The organism is Nonomuraea terrae, from assembly GCF_044465245.1.
Classification (GTDB): Bacteria; Actinomycetota; Actinomycetes; order Streptosporangiales; family Streptosporangiaceae; genus Nonomuraea; species Nonomuraea terrae.
The window spans coordinates 303,471-321,641 of record NZ_JBITLL010000008.1 but is presented as its reverse complement, the minus strand read 5'-3'; the positions used below and the strand labels follow the sequence as shown (position 1 = coordinate 321,641).

General features: G+C 71.2%; 18 protein-coding genes. 8 read left to right on the top strand and 10 right to left on the bottom strand.

The window, feature by feature from the left end; translation table 11 throughout:
- Positions 1 to 34: 34 nt before the first annotated feature.
- From ACIBP6_RS39840 to ACIBP6_RS39830, 3 genes are all read right to left on the bottom strand, one after another.
- Positions 35 to 1,567: an amino acid permease gene (locus tag ACIBP6_RS39840; protein ID WP_397059502.1), complete on the bottom strand. Its 1,533-nt coding sequence runs from the start codon at positions 1,565 to 1,567 to the stop codon at positions 35 to 37.
- A gap of 591 nt (positions 1,568 to 2,158) precedes the next feature.
- On the bottom strand, positions 2,159 to 2,704 hold the full coding sequence (locus ACIBP6_RS39835; RefSeq protein ID WP_397059497.1) for a type 1 glutamine amidotransferase domain-containing protein: 546 nt from the start codon (positions 2,702 to 2,704) through the stop codon (positions 2,159 to 2,161).
- Between the two features lie 64 nt (positions 2,705 to 2,768).
- Complete coding sequence (locus ACIBP6_RS39830) at positions 2,769 to 3,125, bottom strand: ribosomal maturation YjgA family protein (RefSeq protein ID WP_132610723.1); 357 nt, start codon at positions 3,123 to 3,125, stop codon at positions 2,769 to 2,771.
- Between the two features lie 148 nt (positions 3,126 to 3,273).
- Here ACIBP6_RS39830 and ACIBP6_RS39825 point away from each other — a divergent pair, with 148 nt between their 5' ends.
- From ACIBP6_RS39825 to ACIBP6_RS39805, 5 genes are read left to right on the top strand one after another with little or no spacing between them, the layout of a single operon-like run.
- A complete protein-coding gene (locus ACIBP6_RS39825; protein WP_397059495.1) occupies positions 3,274 to 5,091 on the top strand; it encodes an ABC transporter substrate-binding protein in 1,818 nt (605 codons plus the stop codon).
- On the top strand, positions 5,088 to 6,140 hold the full coding sequence (locus ACIBP6_RS39820) for an ABC transporter permease (RefSeq protein ID WP_397059493.1): 1,053 nt from the start codon (positions 5,088 to 5,090) through the stop codon (positions 6,138 to 6,140). Before ACIBP6_RS39825 ends, ACIBP6_RS39820 begins: the two co-directional genes overlap by 4 nt.
- Positions 6,137 to 7,018, top strand: coding sequence for an ABC transporter permease (locus ACIBP6_RS39815; protein ID WP_397059491.1), 882 nt, complete (start codon positions 6,137 to 6,139; stop codon positions 7,016 to 7,018). Before ACIBP6_RS39820 ends, ACIBP6_RS39815 begins: the two co-directional genes overlap by 4 nt.
- The gene (locus tag ACIBP6_RS39810; protein WP_397059489.1) at positions 7,015 to 7,989 is read left to right on the top strand and encodes an ABC transporter ATP-binding protein; all 975 of its coding nucleotides are present in this window, start codon (positions 7,015 to 7,017) and stop codon (positions 7,987 to 7,989) included. Before ACIBP6_RS39815 ends, ACIBP6_RS39810 begins: the two co-directional genes overlap by 4 nt.
- Positions 7,986 to 8,990 (top strand): ABC transporter ATP-binding protein, encoded by a 1,005-nt coding sequence (locus ACIBP6_RS39805; RefSeq protein ID WP_397059487.1) that lies wholly within the window; start codon positions 7,986 to 7,988, stop codon positions 8,988 to 8,990. The genes ACIBP6_RS39810 and ACIBP6_RS39805 overlap by 4 nt, the downstream gene beginning before the upstream one ends.
- Here ACIBP6_RS39805 and ACIBP6_RS39800 read toward each other — a convergent pair.
- Positions 8,987 to 9,634 (bottom strand): response regulator, encoded by a 648-nt coding sequence (locus ACIBP6_RS39800; RefSeq protein ID WP_397059485.1) that lies wholly within the window; start codon positions 9,632 to 9,634, stop codon positions 8,987 to 8,989. The two genes, ACIBP6_RS39805 and ACIBP6_RS39800, sit on opposite strands and share 4 nt — an antisense overlap.
- Before the next feature lie 25 nt (positions 9,635 to 9,659).
- On the bottom strand, positions 9,660 to 10,784 hold the full coding sequence (locus tag ACIBP6_RS39795; protein WP_397059483.1) for a sensor histidine kinase: 1,125 nt from the start codon (positions 10,782 to 10,784) through the stop codon (positions 9,660 to 9,662).
- A 109-nt stretch (positions 10,785 to 10,893) separates the two neighbouring features.
- On the opposite strand from ACIBP6_RS39795, the gene ACIBP6_RS39790 reads away from it, so the two are divergent.
- Entirely contained in the window at positions 10,894 to 11,952 is a 1,059-nt protein-coding gene (locus tag ACIBP6_RS39790) for an alpha/beta hydrolase family protein (RefSeq protein ID WP_397059481.1), read from the top strand.
- Here the strand turns inward: ACIBP6_RS39790 and ACIBP6_RS39785 are convergent.
- A complete protein-coding gene (locus tag ACIBP6_RS39785) occupies positions 11,949 to 12,584 on the bottom strand; it encodes a maleylpyruvate isomerase N-terminal domain-containing protein (RefSeq protein WP_397059479.1) in 636 nt (211 codons plus the stop codon). The genes ACIBP6_RS39790 and ACIBP6_RS39785 overlap by 4 nt on opposite strands.
- Before the next feature lie 83 nt (positions 12,585 to 12,667).
- Positions 12,668 to 13,396 carry a nucleotidyltransferase domain-containing protein gene (locus ACIBP6_RS39780; RefSeq protein WP_397059477.1) on the bottom strand — a complete coding sequence of 243 codons (729 nt, stop codon included), beginning with the start codon at positions 13,394 to 13,396 and terminating at the stop codon, positions 12,668 to 12,670.
- A 25-nt stretch (positions 13,397 to 13,421) separates the two neighbouring features.
- Between ACIBP6_RS39780 and ACIBP6_RS39775 the strand changes: the two genes are divergently transcribed.
- Positions 13,422 to 14,219, top strand: coding sequence for an SDR family NAD(P)-dependent oxidoreductase (locus ACIBP6_RS39775; RefSeq protein WP_397059475.1), 798 nt, complete (start codon positions 13,422 to 13,424; stop codon positions 14,217 to 14,219).
- Here ACIBP6_RS39775 and ACIBP6_RS39770 read toward each other — a convergent pair.
- Both ACIBP6_RS39770 and ACIBP6_RS39765 read right to left on the bottom strand, forming a co-directional pair.
- Complete coding sequence (locus tag ACIBP6_RS39770) at positions 14,206 to 15,144, bottom strand: ribose-phosphate diphosphokinase (RefSeq protein ID WP_397059473.1); 939 nt, start codon at positions 15,142 to 15,144, stop codon at positions 14,206 to 14,208. The two genes, ACIBP6_RS39775 and ACIBP6_RS39770, sit on opposite strands and share 14 nt — an antisense overlap.
- A gap of 21 nt (positions 15,145 to 15,165) precedes the next feature.
- Positions 15,166 to 15,792: an HAD family hydrolase gene (locus ACIBP6_RS39765; protein ID WP_397059471.1), complete on the bottom strand. Its 627-nt coding sequence runs from the start codon at positions 15,790 to 15,792 to the stop codon at positions 15,166 to 15,168.
- A 109-nt stretch (positions 15,793 to 15,901) separates the two neighbouring features.
- Here ACIBP6_RS39765 and ACIBP6_RS39760 point away from each other — a divergent pair, with 109 nt between their 5' ends.
- Complete coding sequence (locus ACIBP6_RS39760; protein WP_397059469.1) at positions 15,902 to 17,698, top strand: alkyl/aryl-sulfatase; 1,797 nt, start codon at positions 15,902 to 15,904, stop codon at positions 17,696 to 17,698.
- Here ACIBP6_RS39760 and ACIBP6_RS39755 read toward each other — a convergent pair.
- Positions 17,688 to 18,158 carry a hypothetical protein gene (locus ACIBP6_RS39755; RefSeq protein ID WP_397059467.1) on the bottom strand — a complete coding sequence of 157 codons (471 nt, stop codon included), beginning with the start codon at positions 18,156 to 18,158 and terminating at the stop codon, positions 17,688 to 17,690. The two genes, ACIBP6_RS39760 and ACIBP6_RS39755, sit on opposite strands and share 11 nt — an antisense overlap.
- Positions 18,159 to 18,171 lie beyond the last annotated feature (13 nt).

Here is an 18,171-nt window from a genome sequence, read left to right as displayed (position 1 = left end):
ACGGCCCGTGCGGAGCCGTACCCGCGCGTCGGGCTCAGGGAGCGGGGACCTCCTCGTCGATGGTGCGGCGGGGGCCGGCGAACCACTTCCGCGCCGACAACCGCCACCACAACGCGATCCCGATCAGCACGACGCCGACCGCGATCGGCGCGTAGTTGACCGACGTCCAGGTGAAGTCGGGGTTGCCCGGCACGCCGGCCGGCGAGAACGGCATCACGAAGTAGATCGACACGACGGCGATCTCGACGCACGCGATCCAGCACAGCACCTTGTACTTCTTGCCGAGCGTCCACGGGCCGGGCTGGAAGGCGTCGCCCATGCGCAGCCGCAGCCAGATCGGGATGAAGAACGCCAGGTAGAGGCCGATGACCGCGATCGACACGACGGCGTAGAACGCGACCGGCGTGGTGTGCCCGGGAGGGGCGTAGAGCGCGGGCAGGGTCAGCAGGGCGGCGGCGACGCAGCCGGCGACGATCGCGTTCACGGGCGTCCGGTTGCGGTCGACCTTCGCCCACAGCCGCCAGCCCGGCACCGCGCCGTCGCGGGAGAACGCGTACGTCATCCGCGACATCGACGTCACGCAGCTCATCCCGCAGAAGAACTGGCCGATCGTGGAGATCGCGAAGATCGCGGTGGCGAGCGGCGACGACAGCGCGGTCTCGAAGATCGCTCCGACGAAGCCGCCGTCCGCGTTGATCGCCTCGACGTCGGTGGCGGCGAACAGGAACGACAGCAGCACGATCCAGCCGCCGATGGCCGAGTAGAAGATCGACTGCCACAGGCCGCGGGCCGCGCTCTTCGCCGCGCCCTGGGTCTCCTCCGACACGTGCGCGCAGGCGTCGAAGCCGGTGATCGTGTACTGGGTGAGCAGGAAGCCGAGCGGCAGCACGTAGAACCAGAAGGGCAGGCCGTCGGAACCGTCGCCGAAGCCCGAGTTGTTGATCGTGCCGCCGAAGACGAACCCGGGCGACTGGTGGCTGTCGGGGGCGAAGACCAGGATGGCGACCACGATCGCGGCGCCCGCGACGTGCCACCAGACGCTCACGTTCTGCAGGACGGAGATCAGCCTGTGGCTGTACACGTTGATCAGCGCGTGCAGCGCGAGGATGATCACGAACAGCAGGAACGTCTGGGACAGCGTGCCCTCCCAGGCGCCGCCGGTCAGCCGGGTGAGCGTGATGTTGAGGAACGTCGCGCAGCCGTAGCCGACCGACGCGGTGACGGCGATGAGACCGATCAGGTTGAGCCAGCCGGTGAACCAGCCGTGGATCGGCTTGCCCAGCTTGGCGGCCCACCAGTAGATGCCGCCCGCCGTCGGGTACGCCGACACCAGCTCCGACATGCAGAAACCGATGATCAGGATGAACGCGGAGATCAGCGGCCAGCCCCACGAGATGGCGATGGGGCCCCCGTTGTTCCAGGCCTGCCCGAACGTGGTGAAACAGCCGGCCAGGATCGAGATGATCGAGAACGAGATGGCGAAGTTGGAGAAACCGCTCCAGGTGCGGGCCAGCTCCTGCTTGTAACCGAGCTCGGCGAGTCGCCTGGAATCCTCGTCAGTGGTCATTGAGGTCTCCCTGGGGGGTGGAGGACGCTCCATTTGGTCTACGTCTAGACCATTTCCGGACAGGACACAAGGAGTTACAGACCGGTTTCGTCACCGTCATGCCCGTCGGTGGGTGACGTCCAGGACGACCTTGCCGGTGATCTCCCGGTCGAGAACTACGGGCACCAGCGGTCCGGTTGCACGCGAGGGTGGGCGTGCGGGCTGACGCGGCGTGACCGGGAGGCGATCCTGCGCACGACCGAGGAGTTGCTGGGGGCGCACGTGTCACTCGAGCGGGTCGCGGCGGCCGCCGGGGTGGGGAAGGGAACGGTGTTCCGGCGGGGTTGTCACAGGAGTTGCCGGCCGAGCGGGCGGCATCGCGATCCGACCTGTCTCCGCCGGCACGCCCGCGTGAGCGCGTTGATCGCGGAGGCCCGGGCGGGCATGGACGCCGGGTTCGCCGCCCATGCCCTGCTCGGCCCGTTCGACGCTGATCTGGCGCGGCACGTCATGGCGGACGGTGGCGCGGCTCAAGTCCTCCGTCAGGGGACTCGTCCGGGCACTCCTGACCTGAAAGGGGTTACTCGTCCGAGCGCCCTGACCCTGAAAAGATCACGTGCCGAACGCGTCGGTGGCCGCCTGGCAGAACGCCTTGAGGTCGTCCGGCTTGCGGCTGGTCACCAGCGTGTTGGGCCCCTCCGTGTCCACCACGATCTCCTGGTCCACCCACGTGGCGCCGGCGTTGCGCAGGTCGGTCTGCAGGCTCGGCCAGGACGTCAGCGTACGACCGCGCACCACGTCGGCCTCGACCAGCGTCCACGGCGCGTGGCAGATGGCCGCCACCGGCTTGCCCGAGTCGAAGAACGCGCGGACGAACTGCACGGCCTTCGGCTGCGTACGCAGGAAGTCGGGGTTGGCGACGCCGCCGGGCAGCACCAGGCCGTCGAACGAGGCGGCCTCGGCGTCGTCCACCGTCTCGTCCACGGCGAACCTGTCGGCCTTGTCCAGGTGGTTGAAGCCCTGGATCTGGCCCGACTGGGTGGAGACGAGCTTCGGCGTGCCCCCCGCCTGCTTGACGGCCTTCCACGGCTCGGTCAGCTCGACCTGCTCCACACCCTCGGGAGCGACCAGGAACGCGATGGTCTTTCCGTCCATCATGAGAATCCCCCTTGGACTGCGACTTTTCTTTTCCCCTATCCGGGGTTGGGGGTTGTATGCATCTTTACCCCCGTGGGGTATGTCTGGTCATCCACAGGGTGTGGGCGACGGCGGCAGCGGCGGCGCCGGCGGCGTACCAGAGGAGGTCTGGAGGGTTGAACGTGCTGCCCAGCAGGGGGTGCAGCCACCGGGGGATGCTCGCGAGCTGGGCGAACTCGATCGCCCAGCTGAGCGCCGCCGAGGCGAGGCCGGCCGCCCACGGGCGGATCCGCGGCCAGAGCAAAACCAGCAGCATGTAGATCAGCGCTGTGTAGAGTGCGTCGCCGGCGTACTTCGGAACCGGTCCGTCCCACAGCGTCCGCACGCCGAGCCCGCAGATCACGATGACGACCGCGGCGATCGCGGCGAAAGGTCGGGGCACCAGCTCACGCTACTGCCATCGGTGGTTGAAAATTTACACCGGAAATGGAAACGAGACTGAAACAATTTTCCGTCATGCGTTGACATGCGGTCTCCGTATGGTGTGGCTTTCTCTACACAGGAACCCCCCGCCTGAAGGTGAGGCACTTATGAGGAAATGGTTCGCACGCCTGGCTGCGCTGGGCGTCGCGCTGTTAATAGCAGGGCAGGGCTCCACAGCGCTCGCCCAGGACCCGGCGGCGGGTAAGAAGGTGCTCCGCGTCGGCGCGACGCAGGCCATGGACTCGATGAACCCGTTCCTCGCGGTCCGCCTCGTCTCGACGTCGATCCACCGGATGATGTACGGCTTCCTGACGGTGCCGGACTCCAAGACGCTCCAGCCGAGCCCCGACCTGGCCGAGTCGTGGACGACCTCGGAGGACGGGCTGACCTGGACGTTCAAGATCCGCCAAGCGAAGTGGTCCGACGGTCAGCCGGTCACGGCCGAGGACGCCGCCTGGACCTTCAACAAGATCATGACGGACGAGGCGGCCAAGACGGCCAACGGCCCCGCCGTGGAGAACTTCGAGAGCGTCACCGCCAACGGCCAGGAGCTGACCATCAAGCTCAAGGCCCCGCAGGCCTCGATGCTGGAGAACCCGATCCCGATCATGCCCAAGCATGCCTGGGAGTCGGTCACCGACATCGCCAACTACGACGCCGAGAAGTACCCCACGCCGAGCAGCGGCCCCTTCATCGCGATCGAGCACAAGAAGGACCAGTACGTCAAGCTGCAGGCCAACCCCAACTACTGGCGCGGCAAGCCCAAGCTCGACGAGCTGCAGGTCATCTTCTACGCCAACCCGCAGGCCGCCATCGCCGGGCTCAAGACCGGTGAGATCGACCTGATCGGCCGGCTCAACCCGCCGGAGTACGAGGCCATCCTCAACGACCCCCAGATCACCGCCTGGAACACCCAGGGCCGGCGGTCGGTGTACCTGCAGATCAACCACGGCGCCACCACCAACGACGACAAGCCCGTCGGCGACGGCCACCCCGCGCTGAAGGACGTCAAGGTGCGGCAGGCGCTGCACTACGCGATCGACAAGCAGAAGCTCGTCGACGACGTGCAGAACGGCCTGGCCAGGCCGGCCGACGGCTCGATCGTGCCGCCCATGTACAAGGACTTCTTCTGGGAGGCCACCGGCGACACCAAGGTCGGCTACGACCCGGCCAAGGCCAACCAGATCCTCGACGACGCCGGTTACAAGAAGGGCCCCGACGGCATCCGCACGATGCCCGACGGTGACCGCAAGCTGGAGTTCCGCTTCAGCATCCACACCGACACCCCGATCGAGGACAAGCTCGCCGAGTACCTGACCGGCTTCTTCAAGGAGGTCGGCATCACGCTGACCACCAAGAAGCTCGACTCCAGCAAGTTCACCGAGGAGACCGGCGTCAGCGGCCTGTTCGACATCGCGATCAGCGGCTGGTCGGTCAACCCGGACCCCGAAGAGGTCCTGGCCACCCACCTGTGCAGCCGGCGGCCGTCGCCGACCGGTGAGGGCGGCGGCACCGAGTCGTTCTTCTGCGACGAGACCTTCGAGGAGCTCTACCAGGAGCAGCTGAAGGAGCTCGACCGGCCCAAGCGCGCCGACATCATCAAGCAGATGCAGGAGCGCCTCTACACCCAGGCGCCGGTCATCGCGATCTACTACACGAAGGACCTTGAGGCCTACCGCAAGGACCGCCTCGTCAGCATCACGCCCATCCCCGAGACCGACGGCATCCTGTACGGCGGCAGCGGCTACTGGCCGTGGTTCACCGCCGACGTCAAGCCGACGGGGACGGCGGCCGGGGCGGCCTCGGCCGAAGGCGGCTCCAACACCGGCCTCATCGCCGGGGTGGTGGGCGCCGTAGTGGTCGTGGGCGCGGGCGCGTTCTTCCTGACCAGGCGGCGCAAGAGCACCGCAGACGAACGCGAATGACCGCACCACTCGACGCATTGGAGCCCGCCGCCCAGGCGGCGGGCTCCGCCGAGGAGCCCCAGGCCCGTCGCGGCACGCTGCGCTACGCGCTGTCGAAGGCGGCCGGGGCGCTGTTCAGCATCGCCATGGTGATCGTCGGCACGTTCTTCTTGTTCCGGCTGCTGCCCGGCGATCCCGTGCGCAACCTCGCGCAGGGGCGCAACATGACCCCTGCGCAGCTCGACCTGGAACGCCACCGGCTCGGCCTGGACAAGCCGCTGATCGACCAGTTCTTCGACTTCGTCGGCGACACCCTCCGCCTCGACCTCGGCACCTCCTACGAGTACAAGCGGCCCGTGCTCGACCTCATCGGCGAGCGGCTCGGCCCCACCCTGCTGCTGGCCGGCACGGGCCTGGTCATCGCGGTGAGCCTGGGCCTGTGGCAGGGCACCCACGCGGGCTGGCGGCACGGCAGCCGGTTCGACCGCTTGTCGACCGGCGCGTCGCTGGTGCTGTGGTCGGTGCCGACGTTCTGGCTCGGCCTGCTGCTCATGATGGTGCTCGGCGTCGGCATCGGGCCGATCCCGGGCCTGTTCCCGTTCCGGGGGATCGAGAGCATCGACGCGCCCGACGGGTTCGCGTACGTGCTCGACGTGGCCTCCCACATGGTGCTGCCCACCCTGACGCTGGTGGCCGTGGTGTACGCGCAGTATCTCCTGGTCATGCGCTCCTCCCTGCTGGAGGAGGTCAGCCAGGACTACGTCACCGTGGCGCGCGCCAAGGGCCTGCGCGACGACGAGGTACGCAAGCGCCACGCGGTGCCCAACGCCCTGCTGCCCACGGTGACGCTGGTCTTCATGCGCATCGGCTTCGTGGTCGGCGGCGCGGTCACCGTGGAGACGATCTTCACCTGGCCCGGGCTGGGCCAGCTGTTCTACGAGGCGGTCAGCGTGCCCGACTTCACGCTCATGCAGGGCACGTTCCTGCTGATCACCGTCGCGGTGATCGTCATGAACACCCTGGCCGACGTGGTTTACCACATGATCGACCCGAGGGTGAGGTCGGCATGACCAGCGTCGCCATGGTCCGCAGGCGGCTCGCGCTGAGCCGCTTCTGGGCCGACTTCCGCAGGCAGCGGGCCGGAGTCGTCGGCCTGGCCATCCTGATCGTCGCGGTGGTGCTCGCGCTGGTCGCGCCGCTGTTCATCGACGAGAGCGTGACCAGCGTCGTCACCGGCACCGGCCCCAAGTGGGCGGCGCCGAGCCTGGCCTACCCTTTCGGCACCGACGAGTCCGGCCGGTCCATCCTGCTGATGGTCTGGTGGGGCTCGCGTACGTCGCTGCTCATCGGCTTCCTAGCCGCGCTGCTCAGCATCGTGATCGGCATGGTCGTGGGCATCACCGCCGGGCACTTCCGCGGCTGGATCGGCGCGTCGCTGATGCGCGTCACCGACTGGTTCCTGGTGCTGCCCTCGCTGGTGACGGCGATGGTGCTGGCGGCCATCCTGGGCGGCAGCACGTTCACGATCATCATGGCGATCGGCGTCACCACGTGGCCCACGACCGCGCGCCTGATCAGGGCGCAGACCCTCGCCGTGGAGGCGAGGCCGTACATCGAGCGCTCGAAGGCCCTCGGCGGCGGACACTGGCACATCACCACCCGCCACGTGCTGCCCAACGTGGCGCCGCTGCTGCTGGCCAGCACGACGCTGGAGGTGGCCAGCGCCATCGTCACCGAGTCGACGCTGGCCTTCCTCGGGGTCAGCTCCAACAAGACCTCGTGGGGCACGATGCTGCGCGGCTCGTACGACTGGGGCGCCCCCACGCAGGGCGCCTGGTGGTACATCCTCATCCCCGGCCTTGCCATCCTGGCCGTCGTCATGGCGTTCATGCTGGCCGGACGGGCACTCGAAGCCGTGCTGAACCCGCAGCTCAGGAGGGCCTCATGAGTCTGCTCGAACTCGACGACGTGTCGGTGACGTACCGGATCGCCGCGGGCGAGGTCCCCGCGGTGCGCGGCGTGTCGCTGAGGCTGGACTCCGGAGCGGCACTCGGAGTCGCCGGCGAGTCGGGGTCCGGCAAGTCGACGCTGGCCATGGCGCTCCTGCGGCTGCTGCCGAAGGACGCGCGCGTCGGCGGCCGGATCCTGCTCGACGGCGACGACGTGCTCACCATGAAGTGGGGCCGCATGCGCGCCGTACGGTGGGCGGAGGCCTCGATCGTCTTCCAGGGCGCCCAGCACGGACTGAACCCGGTACGCAAGATCGGCGACCAGATCGCCGAGCCCCTGCTCGTGCACGGCCTGGCCAAGCCGGACGCGGCCCGCAGACGCGTGACGGAGCTGCTGGAGCAGGTGGGCCTGCCCGCCTGGCGGGCGCGCAGCTACCCGCACGAGCTGTCCGGCGGGCAGCGGCAGCGGGTGATGATCGCGATGGCGCTGGCCTGCTCGCCGCGGCTGATCATCGCCGACGAGCCGACCACCGCGCTCGACGTGATGGTGCAGGCGCAGGTGCTGAGCCTGATCAAGGAGCTGGTGGCCGAGCACGGCATCTCGCTGATCATGATCTCGCACGACCTGTCGGTGCTCGCCGACGTGTGCGACCAGCTCGCCGTCATGTACGCGGGCCGCGTCGTCGAGCACGGCCCGTCCCACGAGGTCTTCCACGACGCCAGGCATCCCTACAGCAAGGCGCTGGCCGCCGCCTTCCCGACGGTCGGCGACCCGGTGTCGCGGATGGCGCCGAAGGGGCTGGGCGGCGACCCGCCCGACCCGATGCAGCTGCCCGGCGGCTGCTCGTTCCACCCCCGCTGCCCGGTCGCCCTGGACGAGTGCGCGACCCTCGACGTGGCGCTGTGGCCGGCCGCTCCGGGGCGTACGGCGGCGTGCGTGCACGCCAGGGCCAACGAGGAGGTCTCATGACCGAGACGCAGACCACCGAGGACGCGGTCGGCACGACCAGGCCGGCCCTGCTGGAGGCCCGTGACCTGCACGTCGAGTTTGCCGCGCGGGGCCGCCGGGCCCGCGCCGTGGACGGCGTCAACCTGGCCATCGGCCAGGGCGAGATCGTGGCCCTGGTCGGCGAGTCGGGCTGCGGCAAGACGACGCTCGCCCGCACCCTGCTCGGCCTCGAACGCCCCACGTCCGGCGAGGTGCGCTTCGGCGGCGCCGCGCTCGACTACCGCTCCAAGGCGCTCAAGGACTACCGCAGGCAGGTGCAGCTCGTCCTGCAGGACCCGACGGGCTCGCTCAACCCCCGCCAGACGGTGTACGAGGCCGTCGCCGAGGGCCCGCGCATCCACGGCCTGCCGGAGGAGCGGGAGATCGTCTCCTCCGCCCTGTCCAGGGCCGGGCTGCGGCCGCCCGATCGGTTCTTCCTGCGTTACCCGCACGAGCTGTCGGGCGGGCAACGCCAGCGCGTGGTCATCGCCGGCGCGCTCGCGCTCGACCCGAAGGTGCTGATCGCCGACGAGCCGGTGGCCTCGCTGGACGCCTCCGTACGCGGTGAGATCCTCGCCCTGCTGCTCAAGCTGCGCGAGGAGCTGGGCCTGTCGGCGCTCGTCGTCACCCACGACCTGGGCCTGGCCTGGAACATCGCCGACCGGGTGGCCGTGATGTACCTGGGCAGGATCGTCGAGTCGGGGCCGGTCGAGCAGGTGCTGACCGCTCCCCGGCACCCGTACACGCAGGCGCTGCTGTCGGTGCTGCCGGAGTCGCCCGAGCGGGTGGTGCTGACCGGCGAGCCGCCGGACCCGACGCGCATCCCCGGCGGGTGCCGCTTCCACGCCCGCTGCCAGGTGCTCGCCTCGGGCAAGGCGGCCGAGGCGGGGGTGGACGGCGGGTGCCGCTCCGAACCGCTGGACATCCTGCCGGCCGTGCCCGGCGCCCAGGCGGCCTGCCACTACGCGGAAGCCGTCTCCTAGCCGAGGTCGGCGTCGTGGACCAGGATCGCCGCCTGGACGCGGTTGGCCAGGCCCAGCTTGGCCAGCACCCGGCTGACGTGGGCCTTCACCGTGGCCTCGGTCAGGCGCAGCTCGCGGCCGATCTCGGCGTTGGACAGGCCGCGGGCCAGCGCCCTGATGACGTCCTCCTCCCGGCCGGTGAGGGTCGCCAGCTGCCTGCGGGCGGTCTCGGCGCGCGAGGGGGCGCGGTCGACGTACGAGGCGATCAGGCGTTTGGTGACCGACGGGGAGAGCATGGCCTGGCCGTCGGCGACCGTGCGGACGGCGGCGGCCAGCTCGCGGGGCGGGGTGTCCTTCAGCAGGAAGCCGACCGCGCCGAGCCGCAGCGCCCGGTGGACGTACTCGTCGAGGTCGAACGTGGTCAGCATGATCACTTTGGGTGGCCGCGGCTCGGTCAGGAGACGGCCGGCGGCGGTCAGGCCGTCGGTGCCGGGCATGCGGACGTCCATCAGCACGACCTCGGGACGCAGGCGCCGCACGGCCGAGACCGCCTCGGCGCCGTCGCGGGCCTCGCCGACGACGGCGATGTCACCCGCGGCCTCCAGGATCAACCGCAGCCCCGAGCGCACGAGCTCCTCGTCGTCGACGACGAGCACCCTGATCACGCGAGCCTCCCGCGGCTCCCGCCGGTCATGCCGGGATCCTGGCGCTGACGAGGAAGCCGCCGCCGTCCTCGGAGCTGGTGCGCAGGGTGCCGCCGAGCAGCTCCACGCGTTCGCGCAGGCCCACCAGGCCCCAGCCGGCGCCGGGCAGCTCGCCGCGCGGCGCGCCCGGCGCGTCGTTGCGCACCTCCACCTCCAGCGCGTCCGTCCCGTAGCGGATGCGGACCTGCGTGCCGGCGTCGCCCGCGTGCTTGTGCACGTTGGTGAGCGCCTCCTGGACCACCCGGTACGCCGTCCGCTCCACCGTCGACTCCACCGGCCGAGGCTCGCCCTCGTCGTGCCTCGTCACCGCGATCCCGAGGGACCTGGACTGGTCGAGCAGCTGGTCGAGGTCTCCCAGCGTGGGCGGCGGCCGGAGCTCGGCCTCCTGCCGGCCGGTGCCCTGGGGCGAGCGCAGCACGCCGAGCACGTCGCGCAGGTTGGACAGCGCCTCCCGGCCGATCCCGCCGATCAGCGCGGCCGCCCGCGCCGTCTCCTCGTCGGACGCCCGCACCTCCAGCGCCCCCGCGTGCAGCACGATGAGCGAGACCCGGTGCGCCACGACGTCGTGCATCTCGCGCGCGATCCTGGCCCGCTCCTGGGCCCTGGCCTGCTCGGCCCGCATGACCTGCTCGCGTTCGAGCCGCTCGGCGCGCTCCCTGGCCGCCTCCAGGACCTCGTGGCGGGCGCCCGTCCACAGCCCCACCGTGACCGGCAGCCCGATCACGCCGAGCATCATGAACAGCGCGTTGCCCAGGGTGGCCGTGAGGATCTCCTGCAGGCCGTTCCGGGCCTCGCCGACCAGCGCGCCGATCGCGCACACGACCACGCCGCCGCCGAGGTAGGCGGCGATGCCGCGGCCTCTGTCGAGGGTGCGGCCCGCGTAGTAGGAGGCGATCATCAGCGGCGGCCACATCACCAGCCAGGCGTAGGCGACGGCGCCCACGACGGCCAGCGGCCACCACGCGCGGCGCGCGTGCCAGGCGGCCAGCCCGGCCACCGCGACGATCGCGAGCAGCACCGGCTGCGGCAGGTCGGACGCCACCCCCATCTGCCCGTGCACCACGGCCAGCGAGAGCAGGGACGTGCCGACCCCGAGCAGAACGAACCGCATGGTCACAGCGTACGGGCGGCCGGACGACGTGCTTTACGACGAAAGTAGGGGATGCCGGTCGACGTTCGGAGCGGACGATCGGGCGGTCCCGGCCGCCAGAGTGATCGTCATGCGCACCGCACTCGCCCTGACCGTCCTGTCGTCGCTCGTCCTCACCGCCACCCCGGCGCAGGCCGCCGACCTTTTCGCGCTGCCGGAGCCGACCGGCCGCAAGCCCGTCGGGCTGGCCACCCTGCACCTGGTGGACAAGAGCCGTCCCGACCCGTGGAACCCCGAGGCGGACCGGCGGGAGCTCATGGTCTCGCTCTGGTACCCGGCCAAGAAGGCCGCCGGCAAGCCCGCGCCGTACGCGCCGCCGCAGGTGTCGCAGGCGGTCCTCGCGGACTATCCCGTGGCGGACAAGGACGCGCTCACCAAGGTGAAGACGCATGCCCGTCTCAACGCCCCCGCCGCGGAGGGCAGACGTCCGCTGGTCGTCATGTCGCCCGGCTTCAGCTTCCCGCGCGCCACCCTGACCTCGCTCGCCGAGGACCTCGCCAGCAGGGGATACCTGGTCGCGGCCGTGGAGCACACCTACGAGTCGGTCGCCACCACCTTCCCCGGCGGCCGCACCACCTCGTGCCTGGCCTGCGTGAAGGGCCAGGACTACCTCAAGGTCGCCGCGGGCCGGGTGAAGGACGTCCGGTTCGTGCTCGACGAGCTGTCCGAGGGCCGCTGGGGCAGGCTGATCGACCGGTCGAAGATCGCCATGATCGGCCACTCCATCGGCGGGCGCGCCGCCGCCGAGGCCATGATCGCCGACTCCCGGATCAAGGTCGGCGTCAACCTGGACGGCACGTTCCAGCCCACCGGCTCGATCAAGCGGCCCTTCATGCTGATCGGGGCGCCCGCGTCCCACACGCCGGACGGCACGGACGACTCCTGGAAGAAGGCCTGGCCCCGGCTGACCGGCTGGAAGCGCTGGATCACGGTGAAGGACACCGACCACTCGTCGTTCGTCGACTACGCCGTCCTGCGGACACAGCTCGGCCTGCCGACGCAGAAGCTCGACGGCGAGCGGGCGCTGGAGATCACCCGCGCCCACCTGGCGAGCTTCCTCGACCGGCACCTGCTCGGCAGGCGCACCCCGGTCGAGGACTACCCCGAGGTCGCCGACCACCGCCCCTAGAACGCGCTGATGGTGGCCGGGGCCCGTTCGGCGCGGCTCAGGGTGCGGATGACCGCCGTCGGGCCGTGGCGGTGCACGGCCAGCTTGGCCAGCAGCTCGACCACCGGGTCGATCACCGTGGCGGGCAGCGCGGGCGTGGCCAGGCCTACGCTGGCCGCCAGGTCGTCGGCGTGCACGACCAGCTCCACGCAGCGGGTGAGCAGGAAGTCGTCCAGCAGCAGCGACCAGCCCGACGGCAGGCTCACGACGCGGTCATCCGGCTCGCCGGGCAGCACCGAGCTCTGCAGGTCGAGCATCGCCTGCGCCCGCTCCACCAGGATCGCGGGCCCGGCCGCCGCGGCCGCCTCCCCGCCGCGCCGGATGCCGAGGTTGCTCTCGTGGTCGAGCCCGGCCTGCACCCACGGGGAGCGCGAGTAGTGCTCGAGCAGCGAGATGGGCTCGGGGACCTCGCCGTTCCGGGTGAGCACGTCGCCGACCCGGACGAGTTGGTGGGCCAGGTGCCCGGCCAGGCCGGCCACGCTGAACTCGGTGAGCGCGCTCGGCTTGTCCCAGGACGCCGACACGGCCGGGTCGCCGAGGAGCGACACCGCCGACTCCGCGGCCACCAGATAGGACTGCCTGCTTTCCCCCATGTGCCACCCTTTCCGGATAGAGCTGTTCTCGGAGAGAGACAACCAGGCGCGCGCGGTCATGCTTCCTGCCCGGGACGGATTTCTCAGGCCAGGGCCTTCCTGATCGCCGACCTGACGAACGCCCGCGCCAGCCGTGCCCGCCGGAACCTGCTCAGCACCGGGGCCGGGGTGCCGTACCTGCGGGCCCGGACGTCGGCCACCACGTTCTCGGGGGCGCCCAGCTCGGCCAGCACGTCGAGGGCCTCCCGCTTGGTGATCAGGCGGCCCTCGCGCAGGGTGACCGTCGCCCTGGCCACCGTCAGCAGGCCCAGGTCGACCCAGACGTCCCGCAGCCAGCGCCGCCGCGTCTGCGCCTTGACCAGCCAGTAGTCGCGCAGATCCGTCCGTACGAACCGGATCAGCTCCGCGTCGGCCACCGGCGGCAGCAACTCCGCGGGCGGCGGCCCGTGCAGCACGAGCGCGTCCTGGTGCAGCTCGCGCCGGGTGACGGCGGTGACGGGACGGCGGAAGATGCGCTCGTGCGCCCACGTGACGTGCTCGGCCGCCGGGTCGTCCAGCTCCTGCCGGGCCAGGTACGAGCAGTGCAACCGGTCCGCCAAGGGCAGGCCGAGCCCCCGGTGCACCGCCTTGATGCGCCGCCACTGCTCCATCGTCACGGGCGCGTCCAGCACCGCGACCAGGTCGAGGTCGCTGAGTCCCGGCTGGTGGTCGCCGGTGGCCAGCGAGCCGTGCGCCCAGAGCGCGACCAGCGGGACGGCCGGCTCGACGCGCTCCAGGAAAACCCTTAGCAGACGATCCGTGTCGGCTTGCATGATGGTCACTATGATCGATACTGGCTTGGCTGGGAAGGTCGCGCTGGTCACAGGGGCCAATCACGGCATAGGCGCCGCCACCGCCGTCGCGCTGGCGGCCGAGGGCGTCGCGGTCTTCCTGACCTACAAACGACTCGCGCCGCTCGACGAGCCCGCCTACCCCGAGGCGTACGACCGGGCCAGGGCCGGCACCGCCGACGACGTGGTGCGGCGCATCCGAGAGGCGGGCGGCGCGGCCGAGGCCGCCGAGGCCGACCTGTCCGACCCCGAGGTCCCGAAGGTGCTGTTCGACCAGGCGGAGAAGGCGTTCGGCCCGGTCGAGATCCTGGTCAACAACGCCAGCGGCTGGCTCAGCGACACCTTCACGCCCACCGAGCGCGACCAGTTCGGCCGCCCGCTGCGCATGGTCGACGCCGAGACCCACGAGCGGCAGTTCGCCGTCGACGTACGCGCCCCGGCGCTGCTGATCGCCGAGTTCGCCCGCCGCCACGTGGCGCGCGGCGCGGGCTGGGGCCGCGTCATCGGGCTGACCTCCGGCGGTCCCGAGGGCTTCCCGACGGAGGTCAGCTACGGCGCCGCGAAGGCGGCCCAGGAGAACTACACGGCGTCCGCCGCCCGGGAGCTGGGCCGTTACGGCATCACGGCCAACATGGTGCACCCGCCGGTGACCGACACCGGCTGGGTCAACGACGAGGTCGTCCAGTACGCCGCGACGCTCCCGCTGGGCAAGGTCGCCGAGCCGGAGGAGGTGGCCGAGGTGATCACCTTCCTCGCCTCACACCAGGGGCGGCGGGTCACCGGTCAGGTCATCAAGATGTACTGAACAGCGCGCTCACCGACTCGCCGTCGTGGATGCGGCGCATCGCCTCGGCCAGGGCGGGCGCGATCGACAACACCGTGAGTTTGTCGCCGGGCTTGGGCGGCGGCACGGTGTTGGTGCAGACGATCTCCCGCACCTCCGGCAGGGAGCCCAGCCGTTCGACCGCCCCGCCGGAGAACAGCCCGTGCGTGCAGGCCACCCGTACGGACCGCACGCCGCGCTCGCGCAGCCGGTCGAGCAGCTCGATGACCGTGCTGCCCTTGGCGATCTCGTCGTCGAGGACGATCACGTCCATGCCCTCGACCTGGCCGATCACCGAGCTGATCACCACCCGGTCGTCGCTGAAGCGCTGCTTGGCGCCCATGGCGACGCCGGTGCCGAGCAGGCGGGCGAAGTGGGCGGCCTCCTTGGCGTTGCCCAGGTCGGGGGAGACGACGACGGTGTTCGACAGGTCGTACTGGCGGAAGTGGGCGGCCAGCTCGCGCAGCGCGTGCAGGTGGTCGACGGGGACGCTGAAGAAGCCGTGCACCTGCGGCGAGTGCAGCGTCATCGCCAGCACCCGGCTGGCGCCCGCCGCGACCATGAGGTCGGCCACCAGCCGTGCGCCGATGGAGATGCGCGGCGCGTCCTTCTTGTCGGAACGCGCGTACGCGTAGTGCGGCAGCACGACCGTGATCCGGGCCGCGGACGCGCCGCGCGCGGCGTCGAGCATGAGCAGCAGCTCGACCAGGTGCTCCTGCGTCGGCGGCACGAGGGGCTGGATGAGGAAGACGTCACGCTCGCGGCAGTTGGCCTGCAGTTGCACTTCGAGCACGTCGTTGGCGAAGCGGTTGATCTGGACGGGGTGAAGTGGTGTGCCGAGGTGGGCGCAGATCTCCTCCGCCAGTTCGGGATGGGCGCTGCCGCTGAAAACCGTGATGTCTCGCACGGTTCCCCAATCGTAGTCACCTCAGGCGAGCGACTCCGGAGTGAGCCCGTCGAGCGCGGGCACGACGCGCCAGGCCAGCGCGAGCGCGTCCGGCGCGGGCGGGTAGCGCGGGTGCGGCACGGCGACCACGCGCATGCCGGCCGCGTGCGCCGAGCGCAGCCCGTTGCTGGAGTCCTCGACCGCCACGCAGCCCCGCGGGTCCACGCCCAGCCGGCGGGCGGCCTCCAGGTAGCCGTCGGGCGCCGGCTTGCCGCGCGGCACCTCCTCGGTGGAGACCGTGGCCGCGAAGCACTCCGTCAGCCCCGCCGCGTCCAGCACCACGTCGATCAGCCGCCGCGGTGACGAGCTGGCCAGCCCCAGCGTGACCGCGTCGGACAGCCGCCGCACGGCCGCCACCGCACCGGGCATCAGCGGCACCCCGTCGCGGTAGCGCGCGGCCATCTGGTCGACCACACCGCGCGCGATCTCGGCGGGCTCCATCCGCACGCCCAGCTCGCGCAGGTACGCGGCCCACTCGGCGGTGCTCATGCCCATGAGCCTGGACTGCGTGTCGGCCTGCCAGGTGCCCCCGTGATCGGCGACGAACCCCCGGCGCACCTCCTCCCAGACCGGCTCGCTGTCGACCAGCACGCCGTCCAGGTCGAACACGCACGCGTCCATCGGTCCCCCCGCTGATCAAGCTCCTTGCCCAAGATTCATCCTATTAGGGGCACTCTGTTGAGCTACCTGGCGTCGTTCCCCGGGCATGCGGCTTGGCATGGCAGACCTTCCATGGCACGACGTGGGCGACTTCGAGGATGCCGACCGCGGATTCATCGCGGAGCTCAGCCCGGCGGTGATCAGATCCCTGGACGGCGGCGTCGTGTGGGACAACGACGCCTACGACTTCCTCCAGGGGGACTGCCCGGCCACCGCCCATCCGAGCCTCTGGCGCCAGGGACAGCTCTGCGCCCGCCAGGGCCTGTACGAGGTCACGGACGGCGTCTACCAGGTGCGCGGGCTCGACCTGTCGAACATGACCCTGGTCGAGGGCGAGCGCGGCGTCGTCGTCATCGACCCGCTGGTCTCCACCGAGTGCGCCGCCGCCGCGCTGAAGCTCTACCGGGCCCACCGCGGCGACCGTCCCGTCACGGGCGTCGTCTACACGCACTCGCACGCCGACCACTTCGGCGGCGTACGCGGGGTCACCGGCGGCGGCGTGCCGATCCTGGCGCCCAAGGGCTTCATGGAGCACGCGGTCACGGACAACCTCTACGCGGGCCCCGCCCTGACCCGCCGCACCCTCTACATGTACGGCGCCGCCCTGCCTCGCTCGCCGGAGGGCCAGATCGGCGCCGGTCTGGGGATGACCCTCTCCACGGGCACCATGTCGCTCATCCCGCCCACGGCCGAGATCGAACGCACCGGCCAGGAGGAGACGGTCGACGGCGTCGAGATGGTCTTCCAGCTGACGCCGGGCGCCGAGGCCCCCGCGGAGATGAATCTGCTCCTCCCCGCCCACCGCGCCCTCTGCCTGGCCGAGAACGCCACCCACAACCAGCACAGCATGCTGCCGCTGTGCGGCACCGTCGTCCGCGACGCCCGGGCCTGGGCGCGCTACCTGACCGAGGCCATCGCCCTGTTCGCCGACCGTGCCGACGTGGCCTTCGCCTCGCACCACTGGCCGACATGGGGCCGCGACCGCATCGAGCGCTTCCTGTCGCAGCAGCGCGACATGTACGCCTACCTGCACGACCAGACCCTGCGCCTGCTCAACAAGGGCCTGACCGGAGCGGAGATCGCCGAGGTACTGCGGCTGCCGCCCGCGCTGCAGCAGGCTTGGCACACGCACGGCTACTCCGGCTCCCTCGCCCACAACGTCATGGCCGTCTACCAGCGCTACCTCGGCTGGTTCGACGGCAACCCGGCGCACCTGTGGGAGCACCCGCCGAGGGAGAGCGCCGTCCGGTACGTCGAGTGCCTCGGAGGCGGCGCTGCCGTGGTCGAGCTCGCCCGCCGCTACCTCCGGGAGAACGACCTGCGCTTCGCCGCCCAGCTCCTCAACCACGCGGTCTTCGCCGACGAGGGCAACAAGGAGGCCCGGGACCTGCTGGCCGAGGTCTACACCCGGCTCGGCCACGGCACCGAGAGCGCCACCTGGCGCAACTTCTACCTGACGGGGGCGCTGGAGCTGTCGGACGGCATCGTGCCGGCCGACGTGGAGGTCACCCCGGCCGACTTCCTGGCCGCGCTCTCCGTGGAGCAGATCTTCGACTCGATCGCCATCCGCGTGGACGGGCCGCGCGCCTGGAACGAGCGCCTGTCCATCGACTGGCACCTGACGGACCTGGGGGAGCGCCACCGGACGACGCTGACCAACGGCGTGCTCGTGCAGCAGCCGGAGCCGCGCGGGACCGCCGACCTGACGCTGCGGCTGACGAAGGCGCAGCTCGTCGGACTGCTGTCGGGCCAGGGCGTCGAGGGCGTCGAACGCGAGGGGGACACGAGGGTGCTGCGCCGGCTGGTCGCCGTGCTGGACCGTCCGCTGACCGACTTCGCCGTCGTCACGGCCTGACACGCGGCTCGGCGCGCAGGGCCCGGCACGCGAGGGCGAGCAGGGTCACCACGACCGCCGCGCCGCCGGGCCCGAGCAACACCGGCAGGCTGAGCCCGCCCGCGTGCCAGGCCGCGGCCGCGACCGTCGCTGACGTGAGCACCGTCACCCCGAACATCGCCGCCCACAGCGGCAGTACGTGCGGGTAGGCGAACAGCAGTGGGAGGACCACCCACACGAACGGCGGCGCGGCCGCGGCGAGCACCAGCCACCCGGCGGTGACCAGCCCGAGCCAGACGCGGGCGAGCGGCGGCCGCTCCTCGACCGCGGGGCCGGCCGCGTAGAGCAGGCCGAGCAGCGCGCCGCCGAGGGCCTCGGCGGCGCGGCCCTCGCGCAACACGGAGACGACGGCGAACAGCAGCAGCCCGCAGGCGGTGACGTGCACCGCCCACCGGACCAGCCGCAACGGATTGTCCATCATGGCTGACCCAGCG

What these genes read in the sequence shown, in the direction of transcription:
- ACIBP6_RS39805 (WP_397059487.1), top strand. Translation starts at nt 7,986, where the DNA reads ATGACCGAGACGCAGACCACCGAGGACGCGGTCGGCACGACCAGGCCG.
- ACIBP6_RS39755 (WP_397059467.1), bottom strand. Translation starts at nt 18,158, where the DNA reads ATGATGGACAATCCGTTGCGGCTGGTCCGGTGGGCGGTGCACGTCACC.
- ACIBP6_RS39840 (WP_397059502.1), bottom strand. Translation starts at nt 1,567, where the DNA reads ATGACCACTGACGAGGATTCCAGGCGACTCGCCGAGCTCGGTTACAAG.
- ACIBP6_RS39795 (WP_397059483.1), bottom strand. Translation starts at nt 10,784, where the DNA reads ATGCGGTTCGTTCTGCTCGGGGTCGGCACGTCCCTGCTCTCGCTGGCC.
- ACIBP6_RS39790 (WP_397059481.1), top strand. Translation starts at nt 10,894, where the DNA reads ATGCGCACCGCACTCGCCCTGACCGTCCTGTCGTCGCTCGTCCTCACC.
- ACIBP6_RS39835 (WP_397059497.1), bottom strand. Translation starts at nt 2,704, where the DNA reads ATGATGGACGGAAAGACCATCGCGTTCCTGGTCGCTCCCGAGGGTGTG.
- ACIBP6_RS39820 (WP_397059493.1), top strand. Translation starts at nt 5,088, where the DNA reads ATGACCGCACCACTCGACGCATTGGAGCCCGCCGCCCAGGCGGCGGGC.
- ACIBP6_RS39780 (WP_397059477.1), bottom strand. Translation starts at nt 13,396, where the DNA reads ATGCAAGCCGACACGGATCGTCTGCTAAGGGTTTTCCTGGAGCGCGTC.
- ACIBP6_RS39810 (WP_397059489.1), top strand. Translation starts at nt 7,015, where the DNA reads ATGAGTCTGCTCGAACTCGACGACGTGTCGGTGACGTACCGGATCGCC.
- ACIBP6_RS39760 (WP_397059469.1), top strand. Translation starts at nt 15,902, where the DNA reads ATGGCAGACCTTCCATGGCACGACGTGGGCGACTTCGAGGATGCCGAC.
- ACIBP6_RS39825 (WP_397059495.1), top strand. Translation starts at nt 3,274, where the DNA reads ATGAGGAAATGGTTCGCACGCCTGGCTGCGCTGGGCGTCGCGCTGTTA.
- ACIBP6_RS39815 (WP_397059491.1), top strand. Translation starts at nt 6,137, where the DNA reads ATGACCAGCGTCGCCATGGTCCGCAGGCGGCTCGCGCTGAGCCGCTTC.
- ACIBP6_RS39785 (WP_397059479.1), bottom strand. Translation starts at nt 12,584, where the DNA reads ATGGGGGAAAGCAGGCAGTCCTATCTGGTGGCCGCGGAGTCGGCGGTG.